The 16,839-nt window shown below is 66.3% G+C and carries 16 protein-coding genes; 5 read left to right on the top strand and 11 right to left on the bottom strand.

Features of this window, described 5'->3' with window-relative positions; translation table 11 throughout:
* On the top strand, positions 1 to 243 hold a 243-nt coding region (locus AX681_RS12220), incomplete at its 5' end, for a GcrA family cell cycle regulator (RefSeq protein WP_231734953.1).
* A 115-nt stretch (positions 244 to 358) separates the two neighbouring features.
* Here AX681_RS12220 and AX681_RS12215 read toward each other — a convergent pair.
* Positions 359 to 1,183 (bottom strand): outer membrane protein, encoded by an 825-nt coding sequence (locus AX681_RS12215; RefSeq protein WP_066658281.1) that lies wholly within the window; start codon positions 1,181 to 1,183, stop codon positions 359 to 361.
* A 145-nt stretch (positions 1,184 to 1,328) separates the two neighbouring features.
* Here AX681_RS12215 and parE point away from each other — a divergent pair, with 145 nt between their 5' ends.
* Genes parE through AX681_RS12200 form a run of 3 tightly spaced genes read left to right on the top strand, consistent with a single transcriptional unit; the run spans position 1,329 to position 6,535 of the window.
* Complete coding sequence (gene parE, locus AX681_RS12210) at positions 1,329 to 3,311, top strand: DNA topoisomerase IV subunit B (RefSeq protein ID WP_066658283.1); 1,983 nt, start codon at positions 1,329 to 1,331, stop codon at positions 3,309 to 3,311.
* A 13-nt stretch (positions 3,312 to 3,324) separates the two neighbouring features.
* Positions 3,325 to 4,227, top strand: coding sequence for a GNAT family N-acetyltransferase (locus AX681_RS12205; RefSeq protein WP_066658285.1), 903 nt, complete (start codon positions 3,325 to 3,327; stop codon positions 4,225 to 4,227).
* A complete protein-coding gene (locus AX681_RS12200) occupies positions 4,202 to 6,535 on the top strand; it encodes a hypothetical protein (protein ID WP_066658287.1) in 2,334 nt (777 codons plus the stop codon). Before AX681_RS12205 ends, AX681_RS12200 begins: the two co-directional genes overlap by 26 nt.
* 3 nt (positions 6,536 to 6,538) lie before the next feature.
* Here AX681_RS12200 and AX681_RS12195 read toward each other — a convergent pair whose 3' ends face one another.
* The 4 genes from AX681_RS12195 to AX681_RS12180 are packed head-to-tail and all read right to left on the bottom strand — an operon-like array spanning position 6,539 to position 9,482.
* The gene (locus tag AX681_RS12195) at positions 6,539 to 7,069 is read right to left on the bottom strand and encodes a GNAT family N-acetyltransferase (RefSeq protein WP_066658307.1); all 531 of its coding nucleotides are present in this window, start codon (positions 7,067 to 7,069) and stop codon (positions 6,539 to 6,541) included.
* Positions 7,070 to 7,080: 11 nt separating this feature from the next.
* Entirely contained in the window at positions 7,081 to 7,875 is a 795-nt protein-coding gene (locus AX681_RS12190) for a LysR family transcriptional regulator (RefSeq protein ID WP_066658291.1), read from the bottom strand.
* A gap of 3 nt (positions 7,876 to 7,878) precedes the next feature.
* Positions 7,879 to 8,277 (bottom strand): Co2+/Mg2+ efflux protein ApaG, encoded by a 399-nt coding sequence (gene apaG / locus AX681_RS12185; RefSeq protein WP_066658294.1) that lies wholly within the window; start codon positions 8,275 to 8,277, stop codon positions 7,879 to 7,881.
* Positions 8,274 to 9,482 carry a trans-sulfuration enzyme family protein gene (locus tag AX681_RS12180; protein ID WP_066658298.1) on the bottom strand — a complete coding sequence of 403 codons (1,209 nt, stop codon included), beginning with the start codon at positions 9,480 to 9,482 and terminating at the stop codon, positions 8,274 to 8,276. Before AX681_RS12180 ends, apaG begins: the two co-directional genes overlap by 4 nt.
* Before the next feature lie 81 nt (positions 9,483 to 9,563).
* Between AX681_RS12180 and AX681_RS12175 the strand changes: the two genes are divergently transcribed.
* Entirely contained in the window at positions 9,564 to 10,802 is a 1,239-nt protein-coding gene (locus AX681_RS12175; protein ID WP_066658301.1) for a phospholipid carrier-dependent glycosyltransferase, read from the top strand.
* Positions 10,803 to 10,867: 65 nt separating this feature from the next.
* Here the strand turns inward: AX681_RS12175 and AX681_RS12170 are convergent, their stop codons facing one another.
* Genes AX681_RS12170 through AX681_RS12145 form a run of 6 tightly spaced genes read right to left on the bottom strand, consistent with a single transcriptional unit; the run spans position 10,868 to position 16,659 of the window.
* On the bottom strand, positions 10,868 to 11,809 hold the full coding sequence (locus AX681_RS12170; protein ID WP_066682332.1) for a TraB/GumN family protein: 942 nt from the start codon (positions 11,807 to 11,809) through the stop codon (positions 10,868 to 10,870).
* A gap of 42 nt (positions 11,810 to 11,851) precedes the next feature.
* Positions 11,852 to 12,955 carry a glycosyltransferase family 2 protein gene (locus tag AX681_RS12165; RefSeq protein WP_066682330.1) on the bottom strand — a complete coding sequence of 368 codons (1,104 nt, stop codon included), beginning with the start codon at positions 12,953 to 12,955 and terminating at the stop codon, positions 11,852 to 11,854.
* On the bottom strand, positions 12,952 to 13,998 hold the full coding sequence (gene leuB, locus AX681_RS12160; RefSeq protein ID WP_066664614.1) for a 3-isopropylmalate dehydrogenase: 1,047 nt from the start codon (positions 13,996 to 13,998) through the stop codon (positions 12,952 to 12,954). Before leuB ends, AX681_RS12165 begins: the two co-directional genes overlap by 4 nt.
* Positions 13,999 to 14,047: 49 nt before the next feature.
* Entirely contained in the window at positions 14,048 to 14,779 is a 732-nt protein-coding gene (gene recO, locus AX681_RS12155) for a DNA repair protein RecO (RefSeq protein ID WP_066664613.1), read from the bottom strand.
* Positions 14,780 to 14,788: 9 nt separating this feature from the next.
* The gene (locus AX681_RS12150) at positions 14,789 to 15,709 is read right to left on the bottom strand and encodes a GNAT family N-acetyltransferase (RefSeq protein ID WP_082738135.1); all 921 of its coding nucleotides are present in this window, start codon (positions 15,707 to 15,709) and stop codon (positions 14,789 to 14,791) included.
* On the bottom strand, positions 15,706 to 16,659 hold the full coding sequence (locus AX681_RS12145) for a polysaccharide deacetylase family protein (RefSeq protein ID WP_066682328.1): 954 nt from the start codon (positions 16,657 to 16,659) through the stop codon (positions 15,706 to 15,708). The genes AX681_RS12150 and AX681_RS12145 overlap by 4 nt, the downstream gene beginning before the upstream one ends.
* Positions 16,660 to 16,839 lie beyond the last annotated feature (180 nt).

The following is a 16,839-nucleotide window of genomic DNA, read 5'->3' as shown; positions in this document are numbered from 1 at the left end:
GTCCCGGCCAAGCCGAGCAAGAAAATCGAGGGCAAGACGACGTTGCTCGACCTCAACGACCGCATCTGCAAATGGCCGCTGGGCCACCCCGGCGAGCCGGACTTCCACTTCTGCGGCGAGAAGGTGAACCCCGGCTTCCCTTATTGCGTCGATCATTGCGGCCATGCCTATCAGGCGCAGCTGCCGCGCCGCGATCGCCGTCCGCCGCCGCCGCTGCCCTATGGCGGCCCCCGCGTCCGCTAACCATCCGCGTCGATTGCAGTTAACGCGAGTCGCGGGAGGCCGCGTCGACCCGGAACAAAGAAAAGGGGCCGGCGGATCGCTCCGCCAGCCCCAGACTCCCGCTCGGGAAGCCGCTTTAGAAGCGGAACGCCGCCGTCGCGCGTAGCGAATGGAAGTCGAAGTCCGAGCTGCGGCGGAAGTCCGCGCCGCCCGCGAGGACGAACGGGTTGGTCGCACCGGCAGTGCCTGTGCCGACCTGGACCCGCGAGTCGCTATCGTCATAGCGGCTGTAGAGATATTCGAGGCCGATCGAGAAGTTGCGGCCGAGCTTCTGCTCGACGCCGCCACCAGCCTGCCAGCCCCACGCCATGTCGTCACCGGTGACGGCGAAGCTGTTGGCAGTGTTGCTGCTGCTGAAGCTGTTGTCGAGCTTCGCATAGGCGCCGCCGCCAGTGGCGTAGAACAAGGTGCTCTCACCTGCGACCAGACCGGCGCGCAGGCGCAGCGCCGCGTTCCAGTCGAGCTCACGCGTCATGGTGTAGAAGGCCGGAGTCGTGCTGTAGGCGGTGACGCTGTCGCGCGCCTCGGTCTTGCCGAATTCGGCGACTGCACCGAGCACGAACCTGCCCATCTGCTTGTCGAAGCCGATGCGGCCATAATATTCGATATCGTCCTTGTCGTTGATGCAGGCGGTGTTCGCGCTCGACGTCGCTGCGCCGTTGCAGAAGCCGGGCGAGAATGCGTCGGCACCAGTCGAGGTCGCGATCGTGTCGCCGAAGCTGCCATTGCGGCCGGCATCGAATTCGATCGTCTCACCGACATCGTTGTTCTGGACGGTGTAGCCGAACGAGCCGCCGACATAGAGGCCATCGAAAGCAGGCTCGCCGTCCTGGGCCATGGCCGGGGCGGCGACGAGGGTCAGGGCGGCCACACCGGCGCCCATCAGGGTACGCATACGCATAAACAGGTTACTCCAACTGAACTTGCCGGAGTCTAACGAGGCAGCGCGCGGTTCTTTCCCGACCCGTTCCGAATTTCCGAATTCATGTTGCCCCGCAGCAACACCCGCGCTTGCCGGGACCGTCGCGGGGGATTAGCCAGAACAAATGTCGTCCGATCTTTTCCAGTCCGGTTCCGTTTCCCCCACCAACAGCTACGACGCCAGCTCGATCGAGGTGCTGGAGGGGCTGGAGCCCGTCCGCCGTCGCCCCGGCATGTATATCGGCGGCACCGACGAGCGCGCGCTGCATCACCTTGCCGCCGAAATCCTCGACAATGCGATGGATGAGGCGGTGGCGGGGCATGCCAGCCGGATCGAGGTGACGCTGGAACCCGGCAACCGGCTGACGATCACCGACAATGGTCGCGGCATCCCGACCGACCCCCACCCGAAGTTCCCGGACAAGTCGGCGCTGGAGGTGATCTTCTCCACACTCCACGCGGGCGGCAAATTCTCAGGGAAAGCCTATGCGACATCGGGCGGTCTGCATGGCGTGGGCAGCAGCGTCGTCAACGCGCTGTCGACCGACATGGTTGTCGAGGTCGCGCGCGACCGGCAGCTCTATCGCCAGCGCTTCAATCAGGGCGTGACGCTAGGCCCGATCGAGCATGTCGGCGCCGCCCCCAATCGTCGCGGCACCAGCGTCGCCTTCACCCCCGACACCGAGATTTTCGGCGAGATGCACTTCAAGCCGGCGCGGCTGTACAAGCTCGCCCGGTCCAAGGCGTATCTGTTCGCCGGGGTCGAGATCCGCTGGAAATGCGCGCCGGAACTGATTTCCGACGACACCCCGGCGGAGGCGGTGTTCCAGTTCCCCGGTGGCCTTGCCGATCACCTCAAGGAACAGCTCGGCACGCGCGAGGGCGCGACGGCGGAGTTCTTTTCGGGCAGCCAGGATTTTCCCGGCGAAGCGCAGGGCCGCGTCGAATGGGCGGTCGCCTGGCCGCTGTGGAGCGACGGGTCCTACAGCTGGTACTGCAACACCATCCCCACCCCCGATGGCGGCAGCCACGAACAGGGGCTGCGCCAGGCACTGGTGCGCGGCATCCGCGCGTTCGGTGAGCTGGTCGGGCAGAAAAAAGCCAAGGACATCACCGCCGACGACATCATGGTCGGGTCGGAGCTGATGCTGTCGGTGTTCATCCGCGATCCGCAATTCCAGTCGCAGACCAAGGACCGGCTAACCTCGCCCGAGGCCACCGGCCTCGTCGAAAAGGCCGTGCGCGATCATTTCGACCATTTCCTCACTGACAAGATGGAGCGCGGCAAGGCGCTGCTCAACTATGTGCTCGAGCGGATGGACGATCGCCTGCGCCGCAAGCAGGAGCGCGAGGTCAAGCGCAAGACCGCGACCTCGGGCCGCAAGCTGCGCCTGCCCGGCAAGCTGACCGACTGCTCCGCCGACGATCCCGCCGGGACCGAATTGTTCATCGTCGAGGGTGACAGCGCAGGCGGCAGCGCCAAGCAGGCGCGCGACCGCAAGACGCAGGCGATCCTGCCGATCCGCGGCAAGATCCTGAACGTCGCGTCGGCCACCAGCGCAAAGATCGGCGCGAACAGCGAGATCGCCGACCTGATCCAGGCGCTGGGCTGCGGCACGCGCAAGGACTGCCAGCCGGACAATCTGCGCTACGAACGCATCGTCATCATGACCGACGCCGACGTCGACGGCGCGCATATCGCGACGCTGCTGATGACGTTCTTCTTCCAGGAAATGCCCGACATCGTCCGGCGCGGGCACCTCTATCTGGCGCAGCCACCGCTCTATCGCCTCACGGCGGGTGCCAAGAGCCTCTATGCCCGCGACGACGCGCATCGCGCCGAGATCGAGGCGGGACCGTTCAAGGGCCGCAAGGTCGAAGTGTCGCGCTTCAAGGGGCTGGGCGAGATGAACCCGGGTCAGCTGCGCGAAACCACGATGGACCCGGCCACGCGCTCGCTGCTGCGCATCACGCTGCCGCAGGAATATGAGGAGCGCGCCGGCGTCAAGGATCTTGTCGACCGCCTGATGGGCACCAACCCGGCGCACCGCTTCGCCTTCATCCAGGAGAATGCCGCGCGGCTGGACGAGGAAGCGATCGACGCATGACACGGGCGGCGGAATGACCGCGGACCTGACATGGGTCTGGGAAGACGGGGTGCGGGTCAGCGTGACCAGTCACCCCGCATCGCCGGTGTTGCGGCGCTTTTTCGACGGCTATGACCGCGCCTTCATCCTGCCGGATGAGCGGGAGGAATTTGACGGGTTTGTCCTCTGCCTCGCGCTCAATGGCACGCATCGCAACGCCTATGGCCGGCGCCATTGCGAAGTGGCAATGGTGTTCGAGGATGCGGACGGCCAGTTGCTGGGCGGCGCGAACTTCCTCGCCGCCACCACCGGATCCGGCGCCGCTGTGCCGGCAACGGTGGCGCTCAACTATGTCTATGTCGAAGCCGCCGCACGGGGGCGCGGCTTGCTGCGCCGCATTTTGGCCGATGTGACGCGTACCGCGCTTAACGTGCTGGACCTGAATGCGGGCGGCCCGGGTCCGGTGTTGTTCATCGAGCAGAATGACCCGCTGCGCCTGACCGCCGAAGCGTATGCGGCGGACAGCGATCATTCGGGGCTGGATCAGGTCGATCGCCTTGCCATCTGGGCGCGGATCGGGGCGCGCGTGGTCGATTTCCCCTATATTCAGCCCGCGCTGTCGACCGACCAGCGTCCCGATGACGGATTGATCTACGCCGCGATCGGCTATCCGGCCGACGCCATTCCCGCGCCGCTGCTCCGGGATCATCTGCAGAGTTTCTTCGGGATTTCCGTACTGAAGGGCGAAGCGGAAGCACCCGACGGACCGGCAGCGCAGCAACTGGCCGCGCTCGCCGCGCGCACAGATCCGGTGGCGCTGCTGCCAATGGCACCTGCGCTCTCGCGGCTGGCCGCGTCGCCCCGCCCAGATTTCGTTTTTTTCCGCGATCTCGCACGGGAGGCTTGCAGACATGGCGACGAGGGGACGGGAGCATAAGCCCGGCAGCTATGAGGCCGCGGTTCCGGGGACGATCTACTGGACGCTGTCGCTCTATATCGAGCCGGGCCGGGTTGCCGAGGCGCTAGGTCGAAACGCTGGCGATTACCTGGCCCCTTGGGTCTTTCGGCGCGCACAGATGCGCCACCTTCCCTCACTTGCGCTGCGCAATGCGATCGATCCGCTGTTCAACGACATCGCGGATCGCGAGACGCAGGGTGAAGTCCAGGAATTTCTGCTCGCTACCACCGCCCGCCGCTGCAGAAACCTTGACGAGGCCGCGTCTCAAATCCGCAGCAGCGAACCACTCACCTTCAGGGTCGGAAAAAGCACGACCTGGATGACCGAAGGCGTGACGTTCGAAGCGCATCCCCCGGCGCTGGACGATCCGCGCCACGTCGGACTGCGGACCTTCTGGATCTCCCATAACAACGGTGCGCTAAGCTATCATCTGTCGTTCAGCCATCATTATGCGGAATATACCGACGACAATGGCATCGTACGATCGGGTTATGACTCATCGACCTACTATTTTCTGTCGCTGCTGCAAAAGCTGGCTGCGCCGAAAGAGTATGCGCTTCAGCCGAAATTGCTGACCAGTCTTCTGAACAGCGGCGACTCCCATGCCGATGTATTCAGTGACGGATCGCTCGGCATTGATCCGCTCGATACGCTCACCGTCAAGGCCGCCCGCGGCAAAGAGACGCGCTTCTGGCCATTCGTGCGGAGTCGGCTGGAACGGGACGCGAAGGCACTTTTCCCCCGTCTTGCGCACGAACTGTCCTTGTCGAAACCGATACCTGACTTCGAGAAAAACCTGATCGACCTCGTCCCCTTCATCGAGGTACCCGGGCTGAAGGTACCGAAATCGCGCTTCATGTTTTTTATACATGATCCGCGCTTCTTCGACCGGCTGATGCCGCTCGACGCCGCAGGGCTCGCTTCGGTGGCGCGCAAGACCATGGTGCGCGACGGCTGTTACGAACCCTATCAGAAGCGGATCAGCGGCCTCACTGCGCCGGTCGACGGTCAGCCGCCACGCCGCGTCCATCTGGGTGCACCGGTGGAAGCGAAGGAGGCGCAGGAAGTTGATATTCGCGACCGGGTGGATGCAGATTTCTGGAGCTGGGCAAAAACGCGGGGGGAGTATGACGCATTGCTCGCCGCCGGAGGGTTCGCCCGCGCGTCGGAACATGGCGACACCCCCGCCACGCTACTTCGCCCCGGTGATCACGACGGGCTGCGCGCGGCGATGCGCGATGGAACCTGCCTTCAGCTTCGCGACGCGACGCTCGCGCTGCTGGAAACCCCGATCCGCCACCACGTGCCCGCGTTCGAGCTGCACCGCGCGGACTGCTTCGACTATCTGTTTCTGGCCGGGTTCAACCAGAACATCATCGACTTCATGAACCAGGACACGTCCGAGATTCTGGACAGCATCGACCCAATCTATCCCGACAGCGACGAACAGTCAGATGAGCGCTTCTTCGTCCGCTACGCCAATCACCGCGCGATGATCACCTATGTCCCGCGCAGCCGCAGTCTCGAGATCGGCAATGATTACATCGGTACTTGCCCTTATGCGTTTCTGATTCACCTGCTGGCGCTGCACAACGAGTTTCTCGCGCGCGCGCATGAAGAGCGCAGCATGGCGCGGATCGAGCGGATCAGGGAGATGACGGCGGGGAGAAAGCCTATGGATCGAAAGGCCCTGCAGGCTCTGCTCGAACGAGATGGGATCGATCTGGACGACGCCGGCGATCCCACCGAGTTGCTGATCAACCGCGCAAAGCTCGCCGAGTTCGACGATTATGAACGGTTTCGCTACACCAACCCGTTCCGCTATGACACCGAGCGCGACGTGTTCGCCAAGCTGCAGGATCTACGCGGCACCAACCGCAAACAGGCGGCACTGACCGTCGCAATTGCCAGCCTGGAGGACCATGCCAACGACCTGCGTCGGCGCCGGCAGCAGATGGCCGATCAGGAGAGCGCTTGGCGCGATTTGCGCATCAACCTGCTGCTAGGCGGTCTCGGCATATTCGGGGCTGGCCAGATGGTTTACTGGATCGGCGACAAAGCCGCCGGAGAGCTGCCCAAAGTGGAGTTGAAAGAAGCGGGCGACGCGTCCAACGATCGGACCAGTAACGCAAAACCGGTGCTGCTGATGCGGGAAGGAAACCCTGCTTTAGGACTGAAGATCATGGCAGGGGTCGAGATCGCCATGGTGGGGGCGGTGATCCTTTTCATTCCCCTTGTGCTGCTTGTGTTGCGCGACTTCATCCGCGGATGGTGGGCGCGGCGCTGAACGTCAGCGTCGTGTTTCCCACTCCTCATGGAGCAGGCCATAGATCGTCGTATCGCGTACGCCGATATGGGTTTCCCATTCGGCGCGCAGATAGCCTTCGAGCTTGAAACCCAGCCGTTCGAGCAGTCCGCGTGAGGCGGTATTGTCGGGGTCGGTGTCGGCGAACACCTTGCGCTGACCCTCGGCAAAGATGCGGTCGATGACCGCACTCACCGCCTCGCGCGCATAACCGCCGCCCCAGTGCGTGCGCGCGAAGAGATAGCCGAGTTCGGTGACATTGCCCTGCCGCTTTTCGCCCGCCGCGACCATGCCGATCGCGGTATCGTCGCCCCGCACCGTCACCGCCCAGGCGCGCCAGTCGTCGGCGTGGCGTTCGAAATCGGCGCGCGTTTCATCGACGCTGCTGTGCGGCGGGCCGGACCAGTAGCGCATCAACGCTGGATCGGCGAGGCTGGGAAACAGCGCGTCGGCATCGTCCACGCGCCGCGGGCGCAGGATCAAGCGCGGGGTTTCCAGAACCACGGTCTCACGCAGCCGGAGCGGGCTCACGCCTCCGCCAGCGCCTCGACCAGCGCCTTCACCTTCTTCTGCCGCCATTGCGGCAGCGGCGCGACCAGCCAATAGCCGAGCCGCGAGGGAATCGGGTCGCCGACCACCGCGACGCGCCCGGCGGCGATGTCGGCGCGGGCGAGCAATTCGGGCACGGTCGCGCGGCCGAGGCCCTCAGCGGCGGCATCGAGCGCCAGGCCGGCGTCACCGACCTTGACCAGCGCCGCGCCATCCTCGGCCACGCAGCCGGGCCAGCCGATCGGGGTTTCGCCGCGTCCGCCAGGCTTGGCGACGGTGACCATGCCGTCGCTCTCCAGCGCCTCGCCCTCATGCTCGCCCGGGCCTTCGCCCCAGCGGATGGCGAGGTCGAGATTGGCCTCGGTAAAGTCGATCGCTTCATCCGCGGCGATCAGCACGAAGCGCAGCTCCGGGTCTTCGCGCGCGATTTCGGCAAGGCGCGGCATCAGCCATTTTTCGGTGAGGTCGCGCGGCGCGGCGATGGTCAGCGACTTGGACGATTGCCCCGCCTGCATCGCGCGCACCGCTTCCTCGAACTGGAGAAAACCGGCCCGCAGCGCGGCAAGGCCCGCCTCGGCCTCCGGCGTCAGTTCCAGCCCCTTGGTCGTGCGGCGGAACAGGACGACGCCCAGCGTGTCCTCCAGCGCGCGGATCTGTTGCCCGACCGCCGCCGGGGTCACCGCCAGCTCGTCCGCCGCGCGGGTGAAGGACAAATGCCGCGCCGCCGCGTCGAGCACGCGCAGGCCGTTGAGGGGAAGATGTGTACGCTTCATGCCTTACTCCGCCACCGCCGGCGCGCGCAGCGCGAAGCGGGGGATCGCGACGTCGAACGTGTGCCCGTCGGCGCCGACCATCAGATAGCTGCCTTCCATCCAGCCGGTCGGCGTGGTCAGCGGGCAGCCGGAGACGTAATCATAGCTGGCGCCCGGCGCGATCATCGGCTGTTCGCCGACCACGCCCTCCCCCTCGACCATATGCTGGCCACCGCGCCCGTCGGTGATCGTCCAGCGGCGCGAGAGCAGCTGCACCGGCTGGTACGACCCGTTTTCGATGCGGATATGATAGGCCCAGAACCAGCGGCCCCGGCCCGGCTCCGATTGTTCGGGCAGGTAGCTGACCGACACGCGCACCGTGATGTCGCGCGTGACCGCTTCCTGGCCGAACAGCGCCTTCACAGCCCGACGGCCCTTAGCGCCTGATCGAGATCGGCGATCAGGTCGTCCGGGTCTTCCAGACCGACATTCAGCCGCAGCATCCCTTCGCGCACGCCCATCAGCAGCCGCTGATCTTCGGCGACGCCGCTGTGGGTGGTGGAGGCGGGGTGGGTCATCAGCGACCGGGAATCGCCGATATTGTTCGAAATGTCGATGAGGCCCAGCGCGTCGAGCAGGCCATGCGCCTGGGTGCGGCCGCCGTCGAGCTCGAACGAGAAGATCGGGCCGACCGCCGCCATCTGGCTCATCGCCAGATTGTGCTGCGGATGGCTGGGCAGGCCGGGATAGTTGACCAGCGGCACGCGCCCTTCGAGGAAGCGGGCGACCTTCATCGCATTCTCGCTCTGGCGGCGGATACGCAGGTCGAGCGTCTCCAGCCCCTTGAGCACCACCCAGGCATTGAACGCGCTGAGCGTCGGGCCGGTATTGCGGTGGAAGGGCAGCAGCGTATTGGCGATGAACTCCTCGGTCCCGCAAATCGCGCCGGCGAGCACACGGCCCTGCCCGTCCATCATCTTGGTCGCGCTGTAGGCGACAATGTCCGCGCCGAAATCCATCGGCCGCTGCAGCGCCGGCGTCGCAAAGGCGTTGTCGACCACCGTCGTGATCCCGCGTGCGCGCGCGATGTCGCACACAGCCTTGAGGTCGACGATGTCCATCGTCGGGTTAGCCGGCGTTTCGAAGAAGAACACCTTGGTGTTCGGGCGGATCGCGTCGACGAACTGCTGCGGATCGCGCGCGTCCACCACCGTCGTCTCGATCCCGAAGCGCGGCATCAGCGTGTCGGTGAGCCAGCGGCACGATCCGAAGGCGGCGCGCCCGCCGACCAGATGGTCGCCCGCCGACAGCTGGCACAGCAAAGCCGCCGTCATTGCGGCCATGCCCGACGCGGTGGCGCGGCACGCCTCGGCCCCTTCGAGCAAGGCGATGCGCTGTTCGAGCATCTCGACCGTCGGGTTTTGCAGCCGCGAATAGGTCATGCCCTGCTGATCGCCGGCGAAGCGCGCGGCGGCGTCCCCGGCACAGTCATAGGCATAGCCCGAGGTGAGGAAGAGCGCTTCGCTCGTCTCCCCCCATTCGCTGCGCGCGGTCCCGCCGCGCACCGCGAGCGTTGCGGGCTTCCAGTGTTGCGTGATCTCGCGGTCTTGTCCGGTGCGGCGCTTCATGATGTCCCTCTAGAAGCGGATGGCGCGGGGGCGCAAGCGCGACGGGTGACGCGGGCGCGAAGCTCAGCTATTCACGCGCCGATGCTCGACCGTCTCGAACAGCGCCCCGTCCTGCTCGGCCTGCTCCTCGCAGTCGTTGCGCAATGCCTCTTCACTGTCGGCGTCGAGCGGCCCAGCATCCTGCTGTTTGACGAAGTGCATTACGTCACCGCCGCGCGGGTGCTGCTCGACTTCTCGCACATCACCAATCCCGAGCATCCGATGCTGGGCAAGTCGCTGATTGCGCTGGGCATTCACCTGATCGGCGACAATGCGCTGGGGTGGCGGATTTTCTCGACCCTGTTCGGCAGCGCGACGATCGCGGGGGTCTATGCCTTCACGCTGCTGCTGACCCGCGCCACCCGCCCTGCCCTGTTCGCCGCGATCTTCGCGATGCTGGGGCAGATGGTGTTCGTCCAGGCGCGGATCGGGATGCTGGACGTGTTCATGGGCGGATTGCTGGTCTGGGCCGGGGTCGCCTTCCTCGCGGCGATGCAAGCCGAATCGCGACGGGCATGGGGCTATTGGCTGGCGAGCGCGGTGCTGTTCGGCGCGGCGGTGGGGGTGAAGTGGGCGGCGATCCCCTATGTCGCGCTGGCGGGCGTCGCGTTCTTGTGGCTGCGGCTGAGCGATCCGATGCGCTTCGGGGGGATACACTGGCTGCCCGCGCTCGCAGTGCTCGGCGTGGTCAGCATCGCCACCTATTTCGCGACTTTCGCCCCAGCCTTTTTCTACACCACCAATCCGATGACGCTGGCGCGGCTGATTCCGTTCCAGTTCGAGATGCTCGCGCTGCAGACGCAGGTGCTCAGCCCCCATAACTACCAGTCGAGCTGGTGGACCTGGCCGCTGATGCTGCGCCCGATCTGGTATTTCTATGAGCCCGATCAGGGGGCGATGCGCGGCGTGCTGCTGATCGGAAATCCGGTCATCATGTGGACCGGGCTGGTGGCGGTCGCGGCGTGCTGGTGGGCCGGGGTGCGGGAGCGCGCGGGCGTGCCGCTTACCGCCGCCATTCTGTGGACCTTCTCGCTCGGGGTGTGGGCGATCATCCCCAAGTCGCTTGGGTTCTTTTACTATTATTATCTGCCCAGCATCATCCTGTGCGTCGTGCTGGCGGTGGCGATGCACCATTGGCGCGACTGGCTGAAACGGCGGGACGAATGGCTGCTGGTGCCCGCGGTGGGGCTGTTCGCCTATTTCTACCCGATCATCGCCGCGCAGGATCTGACGCACACGCGGGCGTTCACCCGCTGGATGTGGCTGCCCGGCTGGGCCTAGCGTGTATCAACATTCAGTGCATTATTCCCCTCCCTTTCAGGGAGGGGAATGAATGTCGACATTGCCTAGCGCCAGCGCGGGCCGCTGATATCCAGATCGCGCGCCTTGAGCTGGTCGAGCACGCCGCCCTCTTCCGCCAGCACACGGATCGGCACCACGGCCAGCGTCACGCCGGGCTGTCTGACGGCCTCGTCCAGAGCGGCTACCCATTGCCCGCGCAGTTCGGCGCCCAACTGATTGTCGGTCCAGGGCCAGCACCGCCCGAGCGCCGTCTCGAGCGGGTTCGCCATCAATCCCGGCACATCGAAGCTGGTCCACGCCTTGCCGCGCGCCGTCACGATCTCCGGCCCGATCTCCGCCGCCGCCATCGCCGCGTCGAGGCACGGCAGATGTGTTTCGGGCGCCGCGGCGAAGAGGTTGTCGATGATATCCTCGCCGCGCACCTCGCCGACCGGGCGGGTGGCGATGTCAGCGCGCCGCGCCGCCTTGCGCACGACATCGGTGGCATCGTCGCCGGTATCCTTGCTGAACGCCAGCCGGCGCGAGAGCAGGTCAAAGGATGTGATCAGGAAGTTGCGGCGGCTGTAATCCTGCTCGTACCGCGCTTCGAGCGCACGCAGCCGTGCCAGTCGCGTCGCATCGAGATAGTCCGACGCAACGCGCTCATCAGGCAATTTGGTGAGCTTCCCGCCCGCGAAGATCAGCCGCAGGATGTCGCCCGGCGACACCTTTGCCTTGGTGCCGAGGATGATCCGCTGCGCACCACCAGCGGCGCGTTCGAGCCGGTCGGGATACCAAGGCGTCGCCTTGGGCACGTTGCGGATTTCGCCGACGAGCAGCACCACGCCCGACTCGGTGCGCACCGTCCACATCGGCGCGCCGGAGGTGCGGGCGGTGACCACCACTTCTTCGACGGAGTCGGGCGTAGCTTCCTGCGCACTGGTGGGCAGCGGGACACTCGCCAGTGCGAGTGCGAGCGAGAGGAGCAGCGAGCGCGGGCGGATCATCGGCGCAACCTTACCGCGAATCGCAGCACCAATAAGGCAGCGTCAGTACCGCCCCCACACGAAGCGCGACGACAGCGCAAAATTCCAAACCGCCGCGACCGCAATTCCCGCCAGCGCGCTCGGCGCCCATTGCGCGTGCTGGACATCATGCAGGAACGCCGCGACGCCGATGTTGGCCACCGCCCCGACCGAGCAGACGATGCAGAAGCCGATCCAGCCATCGAGCAGTGGCCGCCACCCCTTCAGCCGCGCATCGCGATAGGTGAGCGCGTTGTTGAGGAAGAAGTTGAACGTCATCGCGATTAGCGTCGCGACAATCGTGCCGGTGAGGAAGCTGTACCCGAACAGGCGGAAGAACAACCAGAGCGCGGCAAAATGCACCCCAGCGCCGAGCGCGCCGATCGCGGAGAACATCACGAACCGCACCGGCACCACCCGCCCGAACATGCGGTCGTACAGCGCGATGAGAAATTCCATCGCGACGACATGGTCGAGCTTGCTCTCCCCGATCTGGCGCGTGCGAAACACATAGGGGAGCTCAACAAATTTGAGCGCGCGCGGGCTGGCGGTCAGGATATCGAGCAGGATCTTGAACCCGATCGCCGAGAGATGCGGGATGATGCCGCGCACCACATCGCTGCGGATCATGAAGAAGCCGCTCATCGGGTCGCTGAGATCGGCCTTGAGCACCTTGCGCGAGATGCGGGTCGCAAGCTCCGACTTGGCGACGCGGTCGCGGTCCCATTCGCCGGTGCCGCCACCCTCGACGAAGCGCGATCCGATCGCGACGTCCACGCTGTGATCCGCAAGCAGCGTGTCGAGCATTTTGGGGAGCAGCGTCTCGTCATGCTGCATGTCGCCATCGATCACCGCGACGAACGGCGCGGCGGTGGCGCACATCCCCTCGATCGTTGCCGATGACAGACCGCGCCGTCCGATCCGCTGGACCACACGCACACGCGGGTCGCTGCGCCCAATCGAACGCGCCACGTCGGCGGTGCCGTCGGGGCTGTTGTCGTCGACGAAGATCACTTCCCAGCGTCGGCCCGCCAGCGCCGCATCCAGCGCTGCGACCATCAACGGCACGTTGCGCGATTCGTTGAAGGTCGGGACGACGACCGCGAGTTCGAGGCCCGCGTCGCTCACGCCAGCGCCTGCACCACCGCGTCGCCCATGGCCTGCGTCGACAGCGTCCCGCCGAGATCCGCCGTGCGCGCGCCGCCGGTCAGCGCCGCCGTCACCGCCGCCTCGATCCGGTCGGCCGCTTCCGCCATCCCGAGCGAATAGCGCAACAGCATCGCCGCCGACAGGATCGTCGCGCAGGGATTGGCCTTGCACTGCCCGGCGATGTCCGGCGCGCTGCCATGGATCGGTTCGTACAGCCCCTTGCCGCTCCCATCGAGCGAGGCGGAGGGGAGCATGCCGATCGACCCGGCGCACATGCTCGCCTGATCGGACAGGATGTCTCCGAACAGATTGCCGGTGACGATCACGTCGAACTGGCCGGGGTTGCGCACCAACTGCATGGCGGCATTGTCGACATACATGTGGCTGAGTTCGATGCCGGGATAATCAGCCGCGACCTCGATCACCACGTCGCGCCACAGCTGCGAGGTTTCGAGCACATTCGCCTTGTCGACCGAGCAGAGCTTGCCGCGCCGGGCGCGGGCGGTTTCGAACCCGACCTTGGCGATGCGGGCGACCTCGTCCTCATTATAGGACATGATGTCATAGCCTTCGCGGCGGCCCGATGCGGTGGCGCGCATGCCTTTTTCGCCGAAATAGACGTCGCCGTTGAGTTCACGGACGATCACCATGTCGATCGCGCCCGCCACTTCGGGGCGCAGCGCGGAGGCATCTTCGAGGCCCGGGAACAGCGTGGCGGGGCGCAGATTGGCGAACAGGCCGAGTTCCTTGCGTAGCCCGAGGATCGCCTGTTCGGGGCGCAGATGCCGCTCCAGCGCGTCGCAGCGCGGATCACCGACCGCGCCGAACAGGATTGCATCGGCGCGCTTGGCCAGATCGAGCGTCGCGGGCGGCAGCGGGTGGCCGTCGCTGAAATAGGCCGCGCCGCCGACCGGTGCTTCCTCGAACGTCAGGCCGAGATCGAGCGCGTCGAGAACGCGGCGCGCCTGCGCGGTAACTTCGGGGCCGATCCCGTCGCCGGGAAGGATTGCGATCAGCGGCATGACAACTCCACCTGCTCAAGGTGCAGGCCCCTTGCCGTGCTGCGCCGCGTCACGCAACCGCCCTGTTGATGCGGTCGACCAGGCGGGCCCGGGCGGCAAGCACCTCCGCCGTCTTGCCGTGGAGCAGGTCGCGGTCGAGGAAATGGCCGGTGAGGCGCAGGCCGTCGAGGATGTCGCCCCACTCCGCCGCCCCGCCTTGGCGGAGGAAGGGGGGCAAGCGGAACAGCCGGGACTCATAGCCGGTGGCGGCGGCGGTGCTGACGGCCATGCCGCTTTTCGGGCTGACGAACGCCAGATCCTCGGTCGCGCCGGTGGCGGCGCACTGCTCAAGGTCGAGGCCGAAGCCGAGCAGGGCGAGCAGCAGCAGTTCATAGCGGACCATCGCCACCGCCCAGCCCCGCGCCGCCGGGGCGGCTTCGATGGCGTCGAGCAGTCCCTCCAGAGCCGAATGGAGCGGCGGATAGGGCTGGCCTTCGGGCAGGGCCGCGGCGGTCAGGGCGGTGGCCCAGTCGATCGCTGCGGCGGGCAAAGGCTCGCGGAACAGCGGCGCGCGGCTGTGGACCAGTTCCGCCACCAGGGCTGGCAGCTGATCCTCGGTCCGGGCGCGCCAGTCGCCGAGGATGATGTTGCCCGGCTGGAGCACCGGGCGGTGCTGTCGCGACCTCCCGCCCCGGACATAACCGGCCAGCAACCCCGCTTCCGCCGTCAGTGCCCGGACGATCGCGCCGCTTTCGCCATGCGGGCGGATCGCGACGATGATGGCGGGGGCACGCAGATGCATGCCCTGCCCTTATCCCCGCCGCAGCTTCTTGGACAGCTTCTCCAGCCCCACCGCATCGACCAATGCCTTGCCGCCGGCCACCGTCCGATTGAACCCGCCGAGCGCCGCTGTCGTCACGCGGTTGGTGAGGCTGGGGCGAAGGAGCAAGACGTCCACACAGGGGATGCCGGCGGTGGCGTATTGGCGTTTGTGTTGACCATCGCCCTCGGTGAAGTCGAATCGGGCGAATTTTTGTTCGTCGAACAGGTCGCGAAAGGCTTCTACTTGCAACACCGCGCCGGGGGACAAGTCGTTGAACGCGGGATCGTGGCCAACATATTCATAGACCAGATTGTCGCCATGCGCCGGGCAGTAAAGATAGGCGGCGGGTTCCCCGGCAATGAACAGCAGCCAGGCGCGGACCCGATCCGCCGCCGCCGCGCTCAGCATCCCCCGAATGAACTCCGGCGTCGCGGGCAGCCCCTCCCCCATCAGCTTTTCCTGATAGGTGCGCAGCGCGATGCGGCGGGCGATGTCGTGGAACGTCTCCAGCTCCGCCGGCGTGCGATAGCTGCGGATGTCGAGATCGCCGCCGGAGACCTGCGCGATCTTCTTCGCCTTGCGCTTGGCCCCCTGCCGCGCATTGCCCGACAACCCGGCCATATAGGCATCGAAACCGCCGGTCAGATCGGCATAGTAACGCGTATACTTCTGACGGACGAAGCCGATCATCTTGCCCGAGGCATAGACCATAGCCTCCAGCCGATCCTCGGGCAGCGAGGTCACGACATAGCCATGCGCGTCGCGCGGCAGCGGGGGCAGCACCGGCAAGCGGCCTTCGCGCGCTTCATCGAGACTGAGCGGCACGCGGACCATGTCGCGCTGCACCGCCATAAGGGTGCGCGCCCCGATGCGGAAGTTGAGCGGGGTGGGTCGCGCGGTCGCGTTCATGCGGCGCGCTCCGACACGAGGTTCGACCAGAGCTGCTGCGCCTGACGCATGCGGGTGCGGATCAGGCTGGGGCCGAGCGGAGCATCGTCCTGCCCCAGCGGGAGATGGCCGAGCTCGGCGAAATGCACCGTCTCCATGCCGCCGCGCCGCTCGGCCAGCATCGCACAGAGCGCGTCGAAGCGGGCGACATGCACCGCATTGGGGCGGGTTCCGGCGCGGTTGGCGAGCTCGAACCCATGGCTGACGATCGTCACCGCCGCATGCCGCGCCGCCACCGCATGGTCGAGCGCGTCGCGCATCTCGGCGGTCGACAGCGCACAAATCTGGAAATGGCGGAGATGGCCGCGCACATCCTCGATCAGCGTCACCGGCACTTCGATCACGCCGCGATGTTCGACCGGGGCGATCTGACGCGGGGGCAGGCCGATCGCGCTGGGCCAGGGATGTTCGGAGCCATTATGGCTGCTGTCATAGCGGATGCCGAGTTCGGCGAGCGCGGCGAGCGTGTCGTCGCTGGCGCTGTAGCTGCCCGAGCGGAAGGCAATCGGGCGCGGCGCCCCGGCGGCGACGAGCAGGTCGGACGCGGCGGCGATCAGGTCGCGCTGTTCGGCGTAGGTGAAATCGATCAGCTCGAACGAGGCGGCGGCGCTGCGATCCTCGTCGCGCGCGGCGGCCCAATTGGGGTGGAGGTGCAGCTGAACCTCCTGCCCCGCCTCCAGGATCGCCTCCACCACGCGGCGGATCGGATCGAGGCCATGCGCCACCGCCGGCATCGGATCGACGAAGAAGGTCGCCTTTAGCCCATGCTCGGCAAAGCGGCGCAGCTGATAGCCGATGCCGACCCCGGCCGGCTCCAGCGACCGCTCCGCAATCTCCGCCAGCGGCAGCCCGGCGGCGTGATGCCGCCACATCAATTCGGTATCGACCGTCAGGAAAACGCGCGTGGGCATGGCTGCGGCCTAACCGACGGGGGTGAAGAAATCGCAAAATCCGGGTGGGGTTGGTGAACGGTCGGGTTCACTATGCTGACAACTCTGACAAGAATCGCCGTATGTGAGGGAGCCGCCTGACATTTCCGCGCAGTCGGGGCGTGCGGGGGTGGCGGGGTGCTGGGCATGGCGGGAGTGTAG

Source organism: Sphingomonas sp. CCH9-E2 (assembly GCF_001557215.1).
Taxonomy (GTDB): Bacteria; Pseudomonadota; Alphaproteobacteria; order Sphingomonadales; family Sphingomonadaceae; genus Sphingomonas.
The sequence above is the reverse complement of the archived record's forward strand: the minus strand, read 5'-3'. Positions and strand labels throughout refer to the sequence as shown.